Below are 15,705 nucleotides of genomic sequence, written 5' to 3' on the forward strand. Positions count from 1 at the left end.
CAATGTTGCGTTTGTCATCAGTCTCATGCTATTCGGCATCTGTCAGGCTTCAGCGACAACCCGACGGGCGCGGAATTTCAGCGCCTGATAGAGCCAAATCACCAGCACAGCACCCACGCAGGCCAGTGCGCCCCAGGTAATCTCGCTAAAGACGTCGATATAGGCGTCGATAGCGTAGTTCACCGCGCCCGCCGCATCGAAGGCGCTTTGAGATGTCTGGTCGGCGATCACGCCCGCCAGATAGTTGGCAATTGCCCCGGACAACAGCATATAGATGCCTGTCAGTACACCGGTGACGCCGGGAATTTCAATACGCGTAATTTGCGACATGGCGACCGGGTCGATAAACAGTTCGGCAAAGCCCATCACCGCCATCCCCAGCACCATCAGCGGCATTGAAGAGTGACCGTAAGCGGCTGACCAACGTGCGCTGAGGGTCAGAATGCAGAAACCTGCGCTCATCAGTCCCAAACCTAACGCGAACTTACCCCAGATACGCACGGTACGGTTGCCGCTGACACCTTCTTTAATCAGCCACGCCAGTACGACACCGCAGAGCATGACCGCAAAACCATTCACCGACTGGAACATTGCCGTTGGCACTTCGTAACCGAAGATATCGCGGTTTACGAAGCGGTCGATATACAGGCTAATCGAGCTGCCGCCCTGCTGCGCGAAGGCCCAGAACAGCATGCTGAAGAAGGTGAGCACCACGATCAGGCCGAGCTCTTTACGTTGTTTGCTGTTTTCCGCTTTGGTGTAGATTTTCGCCAGCACGCCAAGGCCAATTATCGTCGCGACAATCAGCGCATACACCGACCACTCTTTCCAGAAAAGTACGGTGATCAGCAGTGGAGTGGCAACCAGCAGCACCAGCAACCAGCCCCAGTTTGGCAGGCCAAACTGACGCGAATGCAGAGCGGCTTTATTGACGCCCGCCGTATGGGTGAAATGGCGATTACCGCACAGGAAAATCACCAGCCCTGCGAGCATTCCAATGGCCGCCAGCGCAAAGCCCATCGCCCAGCTATACTCCTGCTGCACGTAGCCGCAGGCAATTGGCGCGACGATGGAGCCGATATTCCCGGCGGCATACAGCAGCGAGAAACCGCCGTCACGGCGCGGATCTTCCGGATGATACAGTTCACCAAGCAGGCAACTGACATTAGATTTAAACAATCCATAGCCGCAGACAATAATTGCCAGCGACAAATAGAGGAACACCGGCGCTATCTCACTGGCACCCAGCACCAGATGCCCGACCACCATCAGGAACGCGCCAATCATCACGGCCATACGATTTCCCAATAGCTTATCTGCGAGGAAGCCGCCGAGGATAGGGGTCACGTAAACCAGTGAACAGTAGGCGCTGAACAGCGCATAGGCGTGGTTATCGTCGTACTTAAGCTGGTTGGTGAGATACAGAATCAGCAGCGCGCGCATGCCGTAAAAACTGAAATATTCCCAAATTTGCAGGGCGACAACGTAGTAAATCGCTCGCGGCTGTGACGTGTTCATAGTGCTCTAACCTCGGTTCTATCGGGCATCTCAGCGCCGGATAGATTTGTTTTCGTGATGTATTTTTGCGAAGCAGCTCAAGATATTTATGTAATATGCTGTCTGATTGCATAAATATACAGGATATCGTTCAGGTAAAGAAAAGTAATTTGTGTGATTAAATGTTGAAAGGGGCAAGTTTGACACACGATTTCGACTACAAAGAATGGGTTATCGACGTCAGACGCAGAGGACGCTATTTTAGTCTGTGATACGACATTCGCGCACAAGGGAGCGATGATGAAAAATACCGAGCTGGAACAACTGATTAACGAAAAACTCGGCAGCGCCGCCTTCAGCGACTATGCGCCAAATGGCTTACAGGTCGAAGGTCGCGAAGAGATTCAAAAAATTGTCACCGGGGTGACCGCCAGCCAGGCGCTGATTGACGAAGCGGTTCGCCAGCAGGCGGACGCGATTATCGTCCACCATGGCTACTTCTGGAAAGGCGAATCACCGGTGATTCGCGGTATGAAGCGCAATCGCCTGAAAGCGTTGCTCAGCAATGACATCAACCTTTATGGCTGGCATTTACCGCTGGACGCGCATCCGGAGCTGGGAAACAACGTGCAACTGGCACAGCTGCTGGGCATCAACGTGATGGGCGAAATTGAGCCGCTGGTACCGTGGGGCGAGCTCTCTATGCCGGTTTCCGGGCTTGAGCTGGCCTCGTGGATTGAAGCGCGTCTGGGGCGTAAACCCCTGTGGAGCGGCGATACCGGGCCGGATAAAGTCACCCGCGTGGCGTGGTGCACCGGTGGTGGTCAGGGCTTTATTGATAGCGCCGCCCGTTTTGGTGTGGATGCGTTTATCACCGGCGAAGTGTCCGAACAAACCATCCACTCCGCCCGCGAACAGGGGCTGCATTTTTATGCGGCAGGACATCACGCCACTGAACGCGGCGGCATTCGCGCATTAAGCGAATGGCTGAATGAAACGACCGATCTGGATGTGACCTTTGTCGACATCCCTAACCCGGCCTGATTAAAGAGGGTAAAGAGTGCAGCGAGCGCGTTGTTATCTATTGGGGGAAACGGCTGTGGTACTCGAACTCGAGCCGCCGGTCACCCTGACGAGCCAGAAAAGAATCTGGCGATTAACTCAGCGTCTGGCTGAGCAACCGGAAGTGGTGGAAGCTATTCCGGGCATGAATAACATTACGGTGATTTTGCGTCATCCGCAGGATCTTGCCCTCGACGCCATCGAGCGTTTACAGCGCTGGTGGGAGGAGAGTGATGCGCTGGAGCCGGAATCCCGCTATATCGAAATTCCGGTGATTTACGGCGGTGAGCAGGGGCCCGATCTCAATGAAGTGGCGCAACATAGTGGCCTAACGCCAAAGCAGGTCGTTGAACTGCACGCATCGGTGGATTACGTGGTGTGGTTCCTCGGCTTCCAGCCGGGCTTCCCGTACCTTGGCGGCCTGCCGGAACAACTCGCCATGCCGCGTCGTGCCGAACCGCGTTTGTTGGTTCCAGCGGGATCGGTGGGGATCGGCGGCGCGCAAACCGGGATCTACCCGCTCGCGACGCCGGGTGGCTGGCAGCTGATTGGCCTGACTTCGCAGCCGTTGTTTGATCCACAGAAAGACGATCCGGTGCTGTTACGCCCCGGCGATACCTTGCGCTTTGTGCCGCAAAAGGAGGGCGTATGCTAAAACTCATTCGCGCCGGGCTTTATACCTCGGTACAGGACAGCGGGCGAGAAGGGCTGCGCCAGTCGGGGATCAGCCGCTGCGGCGCGCTGGATAAACCCGCGTTGATCACCGCTAACCTGCTGGTGGGCAATGACGCTAACGCCGCGGCACTGGAAATCACCCTCGGTCAGGTCAGCGTTGAATTTACCCGCGACAGCTGGTTTGCCTTAACCGGCGCAGGCTGCGACGCGCAGCTGGATGATAAACCGGTGTGGAGCGGCTGGCGACAGTGGGCGAAAGCCGGGCAGCAGTTGGTTCTCAAACGCCCCGTTCACGGCATTCGTAGCTATCTTGCGGTCGCGGGCGGCATTGATGTTCCGCTGGTGCTGGGGTCGCGCAGTACCGACCTGAAAGTGGGTGTCGGCGGGCTGGAAGGACGACGATTACAGGATGGTGATACGCTGCCGCTGGGTAACGCATTGCGTCAGTTCGACGGGCCACAAGGCGTGAAACAGTTGCTTCACAGCAACCGCATTCGTGCGCTGCCGGGGCCGGAATATCACGAATTCGATAAGGCGTCACAGGATGCGTTCTGGCGTTCTCCGTGGCAGTTAAGTCCGCAAAGTAACCGCATGGGTTATCGCCTGCAAGGGCAACCTCTGATGCGCCAGACCGATCGCGAAATGTATTCCCACGGCCTGCTGCCGGGCGTGGTGCAGGTGCCGCATAACGGCCAGCCGATTGTGCTGATGAACGACGCGCAAACCACCGGCGGTTATCCGCGCATTGCCTGCATTATCGAAGCCGATATGTATCAACTGGCGCAAATTCCTCTCGGGCAACCGATCCACTTCGTTCCCTGTACGCTGGAAGAGGCGCTAAAAGCGCGCCACGATCAGCAGCGTTATCTGGAACAACTGGCATGGCGACTCAACGATGCTCATTGATTTAAATGCCGATTTAGGCGAAGGCTGCGGCAGCGATGCCGCCCTGTTACAACTGGTCTCTTCCGCCAATATCGCCTGCGGCTTCCACGCGGGCGATGCACAAACCATGGTTGAAAGCGTGCGTGAAGCGCTGAAAAACGGCGTCGCGATTGGCGCGCATCCGAGCTTCCCTGACCGCGAAAACTTTGGCCGCACGGCAATGCAACTGCCGCCTGAAACGGTTTACGCCCAGACGCTGTATCAAATTGGCGCGCTGGATGCCATCACCCGGTCGCAGGGCGGCACCCTGCGTCACGTGAAACCGCACGGTATGCTCTATAACCAGGCGGCCAAAGATCCGCACCTGGCGGATGCCATCGCCCGCGCGGTGCATGACTGCTCGCCATCGCTGATTTTAGTGGGCCTGGCAGGTAGCGAGTTGATTCGGGCAGGTGAGCGTTACGGACTGGTCACGCGCCAGGAAGTGTTTGCCGACCGGGGTTATCAGGACGATGGCAGCCTGGTGCCGCGCAGTCAGCCGGGTGCACTCATCAGCGATGAAGAACAGGCGCTCGCGCAAACGCTGGAGATGGTGGAATCAGGGCAGGTCAAAAGTATTAACGGCGTCTGGACGCCAGTAACGGCACAAACGGTATGTCTGCACGGTGACGGGGAACACGCGCTTCTTTTTGCCCGCCGCTTGCGTCGCGCTTTTGACGAGCGCAGTATAAAAATTAGCGCCTAAGCGCATATAACTAGATATTTTACAACAACATAACATAACGAAAACAGGGTGGAGAGTATGGGAGAGATGGTATCTCTCTGGCCGCTGATGGGTATCGCCGTCATTGTGGCTGGATTCTTATTGCGTTTTAACCCGGTGCTGGTGGTGATTGCCGCCGGTATCGTCACCGGTCTGGCGGCGCATATGCCGCTGCTGACTATCCTCGAAAAGCTCGGCGAGGGCTTCCTCAACACGCGTAACCTGCCGTTTATTCTGCTGGTGCCGCTGGCGGTTATCGGCCTGCTCGAACGCCACGGCCTGAAAGAGCGCGCTCAGGCGTGGATTGCCAAAATTCACAGTGCGACCGCCGGGCGCTTGCTGGTGGTTTATCTCTTTGTGCGTGAAGCCACAGCGGCGCTGGGGCTGACCAGCCTCGGAGGACACCCGCAAATGGTGCGCCCGCTACTGGCGCCAATGGCGGAAGGCGCGGCGGAGAAGACGCACGGTGAACTGCCGGGTGCGGTGCGATATCGCCTGCGCGCGATGTCGGCGGCAACCGATAACGTCGGGCTGTTTTTTGGTGAAGATATCTTCGTGGCCTTCGGCGCAGTCATCTTCATGCATAACTTTATGCTGGAGTCAGGCGGTATTCAGACCGAACCGCTGCACATCGCCCTGTGGGGGATTCCTACCGCATTGTGTGCGTTCCTGATCCACGGCGCGCGGATGTGGCGGCTGGATAATTACCTGCAACGTGAAGTGGCGAAAGCGCATACCCAAGCCGGGCGGGGGGACGCATAATGCATTTTCAACAAAGTTACCTCTACTGGCTGGCGGGGATCGTACTGCTGATTGTGGCGCTGATGTCCTGGCGCGACAAAGCCAACCCGCGTCGTCTGACGACGGGGCTTTTCTGGGGGGTCTACGGCCTGCTGTTTTTACTCGGCGACTGGGCTTATGAACTGCTTGGTGACAAACGCACGGTGCATATCGCCGTTGGCGTGGCGGTAGTACTGATGGCGCTGATTGCCGGTTTCGGTGGTGTGCGTTTGGGGAGCTATTCTCAGCGTACGCAGAAACAGCGTGAAGAGAGCGCCAGCCGCCTGGGAAATCGTCTTTTCTATCCTGCGCTGGCGATCCCGGTGGTGACCGTTATCGGCGTGCTGCTGTTTAACAACGTGCCGGGCTTACAGACCTCGCTGTTTGGCGAAGGCAATCACTCCACGCTGGTCACGCTTTTCTCAATGACCGTTGGCACGCTGATTGGCCTGGCGATGGCGATTAAAATGACCCACGAGCGCGTGCATCAACCGATTCAGGAAGCGCGTCGCCTGCTGGACTCCATCGGCTGGGCGTTTATTCTGCCGCAGATTCTGGCGACCCTCGGCCTGCTGTTTACTGCCGCAGGCGTGGGCGAAGGGATTTCGTGGCTGACCAAAACCTATCTTGCGGTCGATAGCCGATTCATTGCCGTCGCGGTCTATACCATCGGCATGGCCTTGCTAACAATGGTGATGGGTAACGCCTTTGCGGCCTTTCCGATTGTCACGGCGGGGATCGGGATCCCGATTCTGGTGTTGCAGCACGGCGGCAATCCGGCGGTAATGGCGGCGATCGGCATGTTCTCAGGCTACTGCGGCACGCTGATGACGCCGATGGCGGCGAACTTCAACATTGTTCCGGCAGCATTACTGGAACTGCCGGATAAAAACGCGGTGATCAAAGCGCAGGTGCCGACGGGCGTGCTGTTGCTGCTGGTTAACGTTTTCCTGCTCTATTTCCTGATGTTCCTGTAAGGAGTGAAAATGCGCACAGTATTAATCACCGGGTTCGAGCCGTTTGATGGCGAAGCGGTTAACCCTTCTTGGGAAGTCGTATCGCGTCTGGATAATGCTATCATCGGTGGGTGTCGCGTCGTGGCGCGTCAGCTGCCGTGTGTCTTTGGCGAAGCGCTGATTGAACTGAACGCGGCCATCGATTCGCTCTCGCCAACGCTTGTTCTGAGCGTCGGGCAGGCCGGGGGGCGCACGGATATCAGCGTTGAACGCGTGGCGATTAACGTCGATGATGCGCGTATTCCCGATAACCGTGGCAACCAGCCGGTCGATTCGCCCATTGTGGTGGAGGGCCCGGCAGCGTGGTTTAGTTCGCTGCCGATCAAAGCCATCGTGAGCGCGCTACGTGATGCCGGTATTCCCGCGTCAGTGTCGCAAACGGCGGGCACCTTCGTGTGTAATCACGTGATGTATGGTCTGCTACATAAACTGAGCGGTATGCCGGAAGCGAAGGGCGGTTTTATCCATATTCCGTATCTGCCTCAGCAGGCGGCGGCGCATCCTGGTGCGCCGAGCATGGCGGCGGAAACTGTGCGTCAGGGGCTGGAACTGGCGATAGCCACTGCCTTACAGGTGGAAAATGATATCCAGGTTACCGGCGGCGCAACGCATTAACAAAGGACGATACTATGCCTGAAGGCCCGGAGATCCGCCGCGCGGCGGATAGCCTGGAGGCAGCTGTTAAAGGCAAACCACTCACAGAGGTGTGGTTTGCTTTCGAACAACTGAAACCTTATGAATCTCAGCTGGTGGGGCAGCGCATTACCCATATTGAAACGCGCGGTAAGGCGCTTCTCACCCACTTCTCAAATGGTTTGACGCTCTACAGCCATAATCAACTCTACGGTGTATGGCGGGTGGTGGAGGCGAATTCCGCGCCGCAAACGACGCGCGTATTGCGCGTGAAGCTGCAAACGGCGGATAAAGCGATTCTGCTCTACAGTGCGTCAGACATCGAAATGTTGACGCCTGAGCAACTGACCACGCACCCGTTTTTACAGCGCGTGGGCCCGGATGTACTCGACCTTAAACTGACGGAAGCCGATGTTAAAGCGCGACTGTTGTCGCCGCGTTTTCGCAATCGTCAGTTTTCCGGATTGTTACTGGACCAGGCGTTTCTTGCCGGGTTAGGCAATTATCTGCGCGTTGAGATTCTCTGGGAGACGCAGCTTGCCCCTCAGCGTAAAGCCTCGCAGCTTACTGATGCCCAACTGGATGCGCTGGCGCAAGCGTTGCTGGCGATCCCGCGGTTGTCGTACAACACGCGTGGGCGGGTGGATGAGAATAAACATCACGGTGCGCTGTTCCGCTTTAAAGTGTTTCATCGCGATGGCGAAGCGTGCGAGCGGTGTGGGGGAGTGATTGAGAAAACGACGATGTCGTCGAGGCCGTTTTACTGGTGTCCGAATTGCCAGAAGTAGGGTGGTTTTTGCCGGATGATGGTTTACATCATCATCCGGCCCTACACGGTGGGCATAGTTATTCGCTGTCTTTGAACAGCGGGAGCCCCTGGGATTTTCGCCAGCGTTTGATTTCTTCAACGATACCTTCAGGGCTATCTTCTCTATCTTTGGGTGGGTAAAACAATAGACCATTACCTTCCGGATGCGTTACGATTTGGTCAAAGTATTCTACTAATGAATCAATGTATAACTCTCGTTCTTTGCCTTTGAGATTCTTAGGGTTTTTAAAGAATTCATCAAGGAAGTCAATGAATTCAGATTCTGTATAATCTTCGAGATGAGGTTTTAGTTCCATGTGGATTCTCTCTATTTATTTGAATGATTCTTAATGTGATTTTTAACAGTATTGATATGCATATTATCCATATCAAAGACTTCACCTCCTTTGCTAATAAAGTCAAGATGATGAATTTCGAATCTTTTCCTTTTTCCAACTTGCTCTGGTGGAATGCTAAAAGGAGCGTTACCGAGAAGAATTTCTCTTCGGTTTAAATCACTAAACTGAGCCATTAATTCAGGGGATAGCGACACAGCAAGCCAAAACTCCCTCCTGAAATGATCAAAATCCCTGAACTCCCTTCCTCTTAACTTATCCGCCACCTGTGCAGGTATTGGTGCGCCGATTCCTGAACTTGCCGCCTCAAGCCAATGTACATTATCGGGGATGACCTGCCCATTTCCAGTGGCAACACCAGGTTCATCTCTGGCTGTTTTAAGATAAACATAAATGGGTTTAATTCCCGAACCAGCGGGAAAGACCAGAATGTAATCATTAAAATCAGTGACGTCCGGAACCGGATAAGGTGGTGTCGTGTAGTCGTCTTTCCCGTCAGGGATAGGCGTAACCAGTATGGTCGGCTGATCAAGCGTGGGAACATTATTGCCGGTGTGGCCTGGCGCATTGCCATTTTCGGGATGTTCGGGCGTCCAGGTGATCAGCGGGCCATCTACGCCGTTTGCGCGGGTATATTCGTAGCGTCCCGTTGTTGCGTTCCACACCATATTGGCAACGCGCACGTTTTCATAAGGCGTACCTTCACCCGTATGTACCCCATAGACCTGAGGATTACCGTGAATATCGTTTCGCCAGAAAAAACGCACGCGAGTGGTGGCGGTGCCGCCTACGGCGGCCTTTTGCCGAAGAATATCGTCATACCAGTACTCATCGCGCCCGGGGACGCGCGCGCTTCCTTCTCCCGCAGCAGGAATGTAGAGTGCTGATGCCAGCGCGCCTATCCATGGCACGCTTTCAGCGGCACCCAGAAGGCCTCCCAACGACTCTGAGCCCCATACCCGGCTCATTGCCACTGGCAACATCGGGGCTAAGGAAGAAGCTTCAGCGGGGACTGTAGTATGTTTGCTGTCTGGCTTATGATCATATCCGCAGCAATCATCGGCGGTAGTCCGGGTAAATATCGCCATTTCGCCGAAATGCTCTGCGGGCTCCTCAGCATCTCCCGCATCCGTGCATCCCGTTTCTTTCAGACAGGATTTGGCGTACACCGGTGTGACTTTTTCCGGGGCGGGAGGTGGGGTTTTAATCTCATTATTGTTGAGCTGAACTTTAGGGACGGAAGTTGTAGATTGGGGAAAGAATAGGTTGTTATATTCAGCTGGTATATTTAAGTAGCTATATTCGGTGTTAGTAATGAGATGCTTACAGAGAATATAGTCATAAATAACAGAAATATGTTCGTAAGGAAGATGCTTGATATTAATGGATATATCAATTTTTGATACGGAAGCATTCCTCAGCTGAATATAATAATAGCGCTCCCAATGACCGGTGCGGTTTATGCGATAAAAATCAATTTCGATAAATAATCGTTCATTGTTATTGATGGCATTACTGAGTAGTGGACTGCTTTTATCGATAGTTTTTGTGAATTCCAGTGCTTGAAAATGACATCCTCTACCGGTATTGGTTACATCGTGTCGAAGTGAAAATGCGAAAATTTCGTCCGTATGATTCTGTTGCCAGCGGTTACCGATTGACGCCTCACTCCCACAATCAGCGGAAATGTTTCCCTGCTGCTCACCTGTAATTCTCAGGTAAATAATATTGCTCATTCCATTAGCATCTTTATTTTTAAAGTGGGTAATTAGATGCTGAACAAAAAGAAAGCACAAGTCAGATATAAGAAATTCGTGCGGAGGACGTTAATTGAGATGGTTATTTAGATTAAAGAGAATAGATATGATAAATAAATACACAAAGAAATATTGAAAAGGGAAATAATTTAAAGAGGGGAGAAAGCTGCCGGTTTCCCGGCAGCCTGGTGCATTAATGCTTAAGGTCTGACTTAAAATCGCGTTTTTCGTAGCCGGTGTACAGCTGACGAGGACGGGCGATTTTCATGCCTTCGCTGTGCATTTCGTTCCAGTGTGCAATCCAGCCCACGGTACGCGCCATTGCGAAGATAACGGTAAACATGGAAGACGGAATGCCCATCGCTTTCAGAATGATACCGGAGTAGAAGTCTACGTTCGGGTAGAGTTTCTTCTCGATGAAATACGGGTCGTTGAGCGCGATGTGTTCCAGCTCCATCGCCACTTCCAGCAGATCATCTTTGGTACCCAGCTCTCTGAGCACTTCATGGCAAGTTTCACGCATTACAGTGGCGCGTGGGTCATAGTTTTTATAAACACGGTGACCGAAGCCCATCAGGCGGAAAGAATCATTCTTATCTTTCGCACGACGTACGAATTCCGGAATGTGTTCAACAGAACTGATCTCTTCCAGCATCTTCAGTGCCGCTTCGTTGGCGCCGCCATGCGCCGGCCCCCACAGGGAAGCGATACCGGCCGCGATGCAGGCAAACGGGTTTGCACCGGAAGAGCCCGCGGTACGCACGGTAGAGGTAGAGGCGTTCTGTTCGTGGTCAGCGTGCAGGATCAGAATACGATCCATCGCGCGTTCCAGAATCGGGTTCACTTCGTACGGTTCGCACGGCGTGGAGAACATCATGTTCAGGAAGTTGCCCGCGTAGGAGAGGTCGTTGCGCGGGTAAACAAACGGCTGGCCGATGGAGTATTTGTAACACATCGCCGCCATGGTTGGCATTTTAGACAGCAGACGGAATGCGGCGATATCGCGATGACGCGGGTTATTCACATCCAGTGAGTCATGATAGAACGCCGCCAGCGCGCCGGTGATCCCGCACATCACCGCCATTGGGTGAGAGTCGCGGCGGAACGCGTGGAACAGACGCGTGATCTGCTCGTGGATCATGGTGTGGCGGGTAACGGTGGTTTTGAATTCGTCGTACTCTGCCTGGGTTGGTTTTTCACCGTGCAGCAGGATGTAGCACACTTCAAGGTAGTTGGATTCAGTGGCTAACTGGTCAATCGGAAAACCGCGGTGCAGCAGGATGCCTTCATCACCATCAATAAATGTGATTTTGGATTCGCAGGATGCGGTAGAGGTGAAACCAGGGTCAAAAGTAAAAATGCCCTTTGAACCAAGACTACGGATATCAATAACATCCTCACCGAGCGTGCCTTTTAGCACATCCAGTTCGATAGCAGTGTCACCACTTAGGGTGATTTTTGCTTTTGTATCAGCCATTTACGGTCTCCTTAGCGCCTTATTGCTTAAGACTGCCGGCTACCTGGTTTGCATTCATTTGATATTTCGACGTTACCAGTTTGTTATTTGGCTCAAGGCTCTGCTGCAGAGGTGATACCAGGGTACAGAGCAAATGGCGCTTGACGGTATGCGTCTAATCTACAGTGAAACAACAGCAAATCAGGGTATTAGCAGTCCGAGTATTCAAACCTGTCTATCACTAATAACTTTCCTGATAACTTTGGTCAATAGCACCACACTGTTACATAACTTATTATCAGGTGAAAGAGTGACCCCATAACTTTTGCGCATTATATGCTTTTTCAGGTGATGGTTGTAACAATAATGTTTAATATTTGTCAAATCACGTGATTAATTTTTAAAATATTGTTGTAATCGTGACATTGATCACTGTTCAGCATAAAACCCGACAAACTATATGTAGGTTAATTGTAATGATTTTGTGAACGGCCTATACTGCCGCCAGGTCTCCGGAACACCCTGCAATCCCGAGCCACCCAGCGTTGTAACGTGTCGTTTTAGCATCTGGAAGCAGAGTTTTATATGACGCGAAGTTATAGATAAGGACGCTGTCTGACCCGCAAGCAGACCGGAGGAAAGGAAACAATAAGAACAGCATGTGGGCGTTATTCATGATAAGAAATGTGAAAAAACAAAGACCTGTCAACCTGGATCTGCAAACGATCCGGTTCCCAATCACGGCGATAGCGTCCATTCTCCATCGCGTCTCCGGAGTCATAACGTTTGTGGCTGTCGGGATTCTGCTTTGGCTGCTGGGCACCAGTCTCTCCTCCCCGGAAGGCTTCCTTTATGCGTCCTCCATCATGGGCAGCTTCTTCGTTAAATTCATTATGTGGGGCATCCTGACGGCGCTGGCTTATCACGCCATTGTAGGGATTCGCCATCTACTGATGGATTTTGGCTATCTGGAAGAAACCCTCGAAGCAGGTAAGCGCTCCGCCAAAATTTCTTTTGTTATTACTGTCGTGCTTTCAATTCTTGCAGGAGTCCTCGTATGGTAAGCAACGCCTCAGCATTAGGACGCAACGGCGTACATGACTTCATCCTGGTACGTGCCACCGCCATCGTCCTGACTCTGTACATTATCTACATGGTTGGTTTTTTCGCGACGAGCGGCGACCTTACCTGGGAAGTCTGGAGCGGTTTCTTCTCCTCTGCGTTCACCAAAGTGTTCACCTTGTTGGCCCTGTTTTCTATCCTGATTCATGCCTGGATTGGCATGTGGCAGGTGCTGACCGACTACGTTAAACCGCTGGCACTGCGTATGGTGCTGCAACTGGCAATCGTTGTTGCGCTGGTGGTTTACGTCATTTATGGATTTGTTGTGGTGTGGGGTGTGTAATGAAACTGCCAGTAAGAGAATTTGATGCTGTTGTGATTGGTGCCGGTGGCGCGGGTATGCGTGCGGCACTGCAAATTTCCCAGAGCGGCCAGACCTGTGCGCTGCTCTCTAAAGTTTTCCCAACCCGTTCGCACACCGTTTCCGCGCAGGGTGGTATCACCGTTGCGCTGGGTAACACCCATGAAGATAACTGGGAATGGCACATGTACGACACCGTAAAAGGGTCGGACTACATTGGTGACCAGGACGCGATCGAATATATGTGTAAAACCGGCCCGGAAGCGATTCTGGAGCTGGAACATATGGGCCTGCCGTTCTCTCGTCTGGACGATGGTCGTATCTATCAACGTCCGTTTGGCGGCCAGTCGAAAAACTTCGGCGGCGAGCAGGCGGCACGTACTGCGGCGGCGGCTGACCGTACCGGACACGCACTGCTGCACACGCTTTATCAGCAGAACCTGAAAAACCACACCACGATTTTCTCTGAGTGGTACGCGCTGGATCTGGTCAAAAACGCCGATGGCGCAGTGGTCGGGTGTACCGCGCTGTGTATCGAAACCGGTGAAGTGGTTTACTTCAAAGCCAATGCCACCGTACTGGCGACTGGCGGGGCAGGCCGTATCTATCAGTCCACCACTAACGCGCATATCAACACCGGTGACGGCGTCGGTATGGCCCTGCGTGCCGGTGTGCCAGTGCAGGATATGGAAATGTGGCAGTTCCACCCAACCGGTATCGCCGGTGCGGGCGTGCTGGTCACCGAAGGCTGCCGTGGTGAAGGTGGCTACCTGCTGAACAAACATGGCGAGCGCTTTATGGAGCGTTATGCCCCGAACGCAAAAGACCTGGCGGGTCGTGACGTGGTGGCGCGTTCAATCATGATCGAAATCCGTGAAGGTCGTGGTTGCGATGGCCCATGGGGCCCGCACGCGAAACTGAAACTCGACCATCTGGGTAAAGAAGTGCTGGAATCCCGTCTGCCGGGCATTCTTGAGCTTTCCCGTACCTTCGCACACGTTGACCCGGTTAAAGAACCGATTCCGGTTATTCCAACCTGCCACTACATGATGGGCGGTATTCCGACTAAAGTGACTGGCCAGGCGCTGACGGTGAACGAGCAGGGTGAAGATGTGGTGATCCCTGGGCTGTTCGCGGTCGGTGAGATTGCCTGCGTATCCGTACACGGCGCTAACCGTTTGGGCGGTAACTCACTGCTTGACCTGGTGGTGTTTGGCCGTGCGGCAGGCCTGCATCTGCAGGAATCTATCGCTGAGCAGGGCGCGCTGCGCGATGCCACCGAAGACGAGATTGACGCGTCCCTTGAGCGTCTGAATCGCTGGAACGGCAACCGTGACGGTGAAGATCCGGTTGAAATCCGTAAAGCGCTTCAGGAGTGCATGCAGCATAACTTCTCGGTATTCCGTGAGGGTGATGCGATGGCGAAAGGTCTTGAGCAATTGAAAGCTATCCGTGAGCGTCTGAAAAATGCCCGTCTGGACGATACTTCCAGCGAATTTAACACCCAGCGTGTTGAGTGTCTGGAACTGGATAACCTGATGGAAACCGCTTACGCGACCGCCGTATCCGCAAACTTCCGCACCGAGAGTCGTGGCGCGCATAGCCGCTTCGACTATCCGGATCGTGACGACGAAAACTGGCTGTGCCATTCCCTGTATCTGCCAGAGTCTGAGTCCATGACGCGTCGTAGCGTCAATATGGAACCCAAACTGCGTCCGGCATTCCCGCCGAAGATTCGTACTTATTAATGCGGAGACAGGTCAATGAAACTCGAATTTTCAATTTATCGTTATAACCCGGATGTCGATGACGCTCCGCGCATGCAGGATTACACCCTGGAAGGCGAAGAAGGGCGCGACATGATGCTGCTGGATGCGCTCATCCAGTTGAAAGAGAAAGACCCAAGCCTGTCGTTCCGCCGTTCCTGCCGTGAAGGGGTATGTGGTTCCGATGGCCTGAACATGAACGGTAAGAACGGTCTGGCCTGCATCACGCCTATTTCGGCGCTGGGCAATGGCAAACAGAAAATTGTTATCCGTCCACTGCCTGGTTTACCGGTCATTCGTGATTTGGTGGTAGACATGGGGCAATTCTATGCACAATATGAGAAGATTAAGCCTTACTTGTTGAATAATGGGCAAAATCCTCCTGCTCGCGAGCACCTCCAGGGGCCAGAGCAGCGTGAAAAACTCGATGGGTTGTACGAGTGTATCCTGTGTGCATGTTGCTCGACGTCCTGCCCATCGTTCTGGTGGAACCCGGATAAGTTTATCGGCCCGGCAGGTCTGTTGGCAGCGTACCGCTTCCTGATTGATAGCCGTGATACCGAAACCGACAGCCGTCTTGATGGCCTGAGTGACGCTTTCAGCGTATTCCGCTGCCATAGCATCATGAACTGCGTCAGTGTATGTCCGAAGGGGCTGAACCCGACGCGCGCGATTGGTCATATTAAGTCGATGTTGTTACAGCGCAGTGCGTAAGTAACTGGAGGGGGAAACCCCTCACCCTAACCCTCTCCCTCAGGGAGAGGGGATGGATTGCAGGAAACCTCTAAAAACTGCCAGATTTATCTCCCCCCTCTCCCTTTGGGAGAG

Annotated in this window: 16 protein-coding genes; 12 read left to right on the forward strand and 4 right to left on the reverse strand. The window is 53.7% G+C overall.

All coding sequences use genetic code 11. The annotated features are described in order from the left end of the window. Positions 1-42: 42 nt before the first annotated feature. Entirely contained in the window at positions 43-1,518 is a 1,476-nt protein-coding gene (gene dtpD, locus DBY68_RS06230) for a dipeptide permease DtpD (protein WP_108473893.1), read from the reverse strand. Positions 1,519-1,797: 279 nt separating this feature from the next. Here dtpD and DBY68_RS06235 point away from each other — a divergent pair, with 279 nt between their 5' ends. Genes DBY68_RS06235 through nei form a run of 8 tightly spaced genes read left to right on the forward strand, consistent with a single transcriptional unit; the run spans position 1,798 to position 8,099 of the window. After that, entirely contained in the window at positions 1,798-2,541 is a 744-nt protein-coding gene (locus tag DBY68_RS06235) for a type 2 GTP cyclohydrolase I (protein ID WP_108473892.1), read from the forward strand. Between the two features lie 16 nt (positions 2,542-2,557). Then, complete coding sequence (gene pxpB / locus DBY68_RS06240) at positions 2,558-3,214, forward strand: 5-oxoprolinase subunit PxpB (protein WP_108473891.1); 657 nt, start codon at positions 2,558-2,560, stop codon at positions 3,212-3,214. Next, complete coding sequence (gene pxpC, locus DBY68_RS06245; protein WP_108473890.1) at positions 3,208-4,140, forward strand: 5-oxoprolinase subunit PxpC; 933 nt, start codon at positions 3,208-3,210, stop codon at positions 4,138-4,140. Before pxpB ends, pxpC begins: the two co-directional genes overlap by 7 nt. Then, the gene (gene pxpA, locus DBY68_RS06250; protein ID WP_108473889.1) at positions 4,130-4,864 is read left to right on the forward strand and encodes a 5-oxoprolinase subunit PxpA; all 735 of its coding nucleotides are present in this window, start codon (positions 4,130-4,132) and stop codon (positions 4,862-4,864) included. The genes pxpC and pxpA overlap by 11 nt, the downstream gene beginning before the upstream one ends. 57 nt (positions 4,865-4,921) lie before the next feature. Then, positions 4,922-5,644 carry a DUF969 domain-containing protein gene (locus DBY68_RS06255; protein ID WP_108473888.1) on the forward strand — a complete coding sequence of 241 codons (723 nt, stop codon included), beginning with the start codon at positions 4,922-4,924 and terminating at the stop codon, positions 5,642-5,644. Beyond that, complete coding sequence (locus DBY68_RS06260; RefSeq protein ID WP_108473887.1) at positions 5,644-6,639, forward strand: DUF979 domain-containing protein; 996 nt, start codon at positions 5,644-5,646, stop codon at positions 6,637-6,639. The genes DBY68_RS06255 and DBY68_RS06260 overlap by 1 nt, the downstream gene beginning before the upstream one ends. A 9-nt stretch (positions 6,640-6,648) precedes the next feature. Beyond that, the gene (gene pcp, locus DBY68_RS06265) at positions 6,649-7,293 is read left to right on the forward strand and encodes a pyroglutamyl-peptidase I (protein ID WP_108473886.1); all 645 of its coding nucleotides are present in this window, start codon (positions 6,649-6,651) and stop codon (positions 7,291-7,293) included. A gap of 14 nt (positions 7,294-7,307) precedes the next feature. Further along, positions 7,308-8,099: an endonuclease VIII gene (gene nei / locus DBY68_RS06270; RefSeq protein WP_108473885.1), complete on the forward strand. Its 792-nt coding sequence runs from the start codon at positions 7,308-7,310 to the stop codon at positions 8,097-8,099. Positions 8,100-8,157: 58 nt separating this feature from the next. Here the strand turns inward: nei and DBY68_RS06275 are convergent, their stop codons facing one another. The 3 genes from DBY68_RS06275 to DBY68_RS06285 form a co-directional block, all read right to left on the reverse strand. After that, positions 8,158-8,436 (reverse strand): bacteriocin immunity protein, encoded by a 279-nt coding sequence (locus DBY68_RS06275; protein ID WP_108473884.1) that lies wholly within the window; start codon positions 8,434-8,436, stop codon positions 8,158-8,160. Between the two features lie 11 nt (positions 8,437-8,447). Then, positions 8,448-10,211 carry a type VI secretion system tube protein TssD gene (gene tssD, locus DBY68_RS06280; protein WP_108473883.1) on the reverse strand — a complete coding sequence of 588 codons (1,764 nt, stop codon included), beginning with the start codon at positions 10,209-10,211 and terminating at the stop codon, positions 8,448-8,450. Between the two features lie 214 nt (positions 10,212-10,425). Continuing rightward, positions 10,426-11,709, reverse strand: a complete 1,284-nt coding sequence (locus DBY68_RS06285) for a citrate synthase (RefSeq protein ID WP_108473882.1) — start codon at positions 11,707-11,709, stop codon at positions 10,426-10,428. Between the two features lie 638 nt (positions 11,710-12,347). Between DBY68_RS06285 and sdhC the strand changes: the two genes are divergently transcribed. Genes sdhC through sdhB form a run of 4 tightly spaced genes read left to right on the forward strand, consistent with a single transcriptional unit; the run spans position 12,348 to position 15,591 of the window. Continuing rightward, on the forward strand, positions 12,348-12,752 hold the full coding sequence (gene sdhC, locus DBY68_RS06300; protein WP_015965319.1) for a succinate dehydrogenase cytochrome b556 subunit: 405 nt from the start codon (positions 12,348-12,350) through the stop codon (positions 12,750-12,752). Then, positions 12,746-13,093 carry a succinate dehydrogenase membrane anchor subunit gene (sdhD, locus tag DBY68_RS06305; RefSeq protein WP_015965318.1) on the forward strand — a complete coding sequence of 116 codons (348 nt, stop codon included), beginning with the start codon at positions 12,746-12,748 and terminating at the stop codon, positions 13,091-13,093. The genes sdhC and sdhD overlap by 7 nt, the downstream gene beginning before the upstream one ends. Continuing rightward, positions 13,093-14,859 carry a succinate dehydrogenase flavoprotein subunit gene (sdhA, locus tag DBY68_RS06310; protein WP_108473880.1) on the forward strand — a complete coding sequence of 589 codons (1,767 nt, stop codon included), beginning with the start codon at positions 13,093-13,095 and terminating at the stop codon, positions 14,857-14,859. Before sdhD ends, sdhA begins: the two co-directional genes overlap by 1 nt. Before the next feature lie 15 nt (positions 14,860-14,874). Beyond that, positions 14,875-15,591 (forward strand): succinate dehydrogenase iron-sulfur subunit SdhB, encoded by a 717-nt coding sequence (gene sdhB / locus DBY68_RS06315; protein ID WP_108473879.1) that lies wholly within the window; start codon positions 14,875-14,877, stop codon positions 15,589-15,591. Positions 15,592-15,705: the final 114 nt, after the last annotated feature.

Origin of the sequence: Pseudocitrobacter sp. RIT415, from assembly GCF_003057695.2 — a bacterium.
GTDB lineage: Bacteria > Pseudomonadota > Gammaproteobacteria > Enterobacterales > Enterobacteriaceae > Pseudocitrobacter > Pseudocitrobacter faecalis.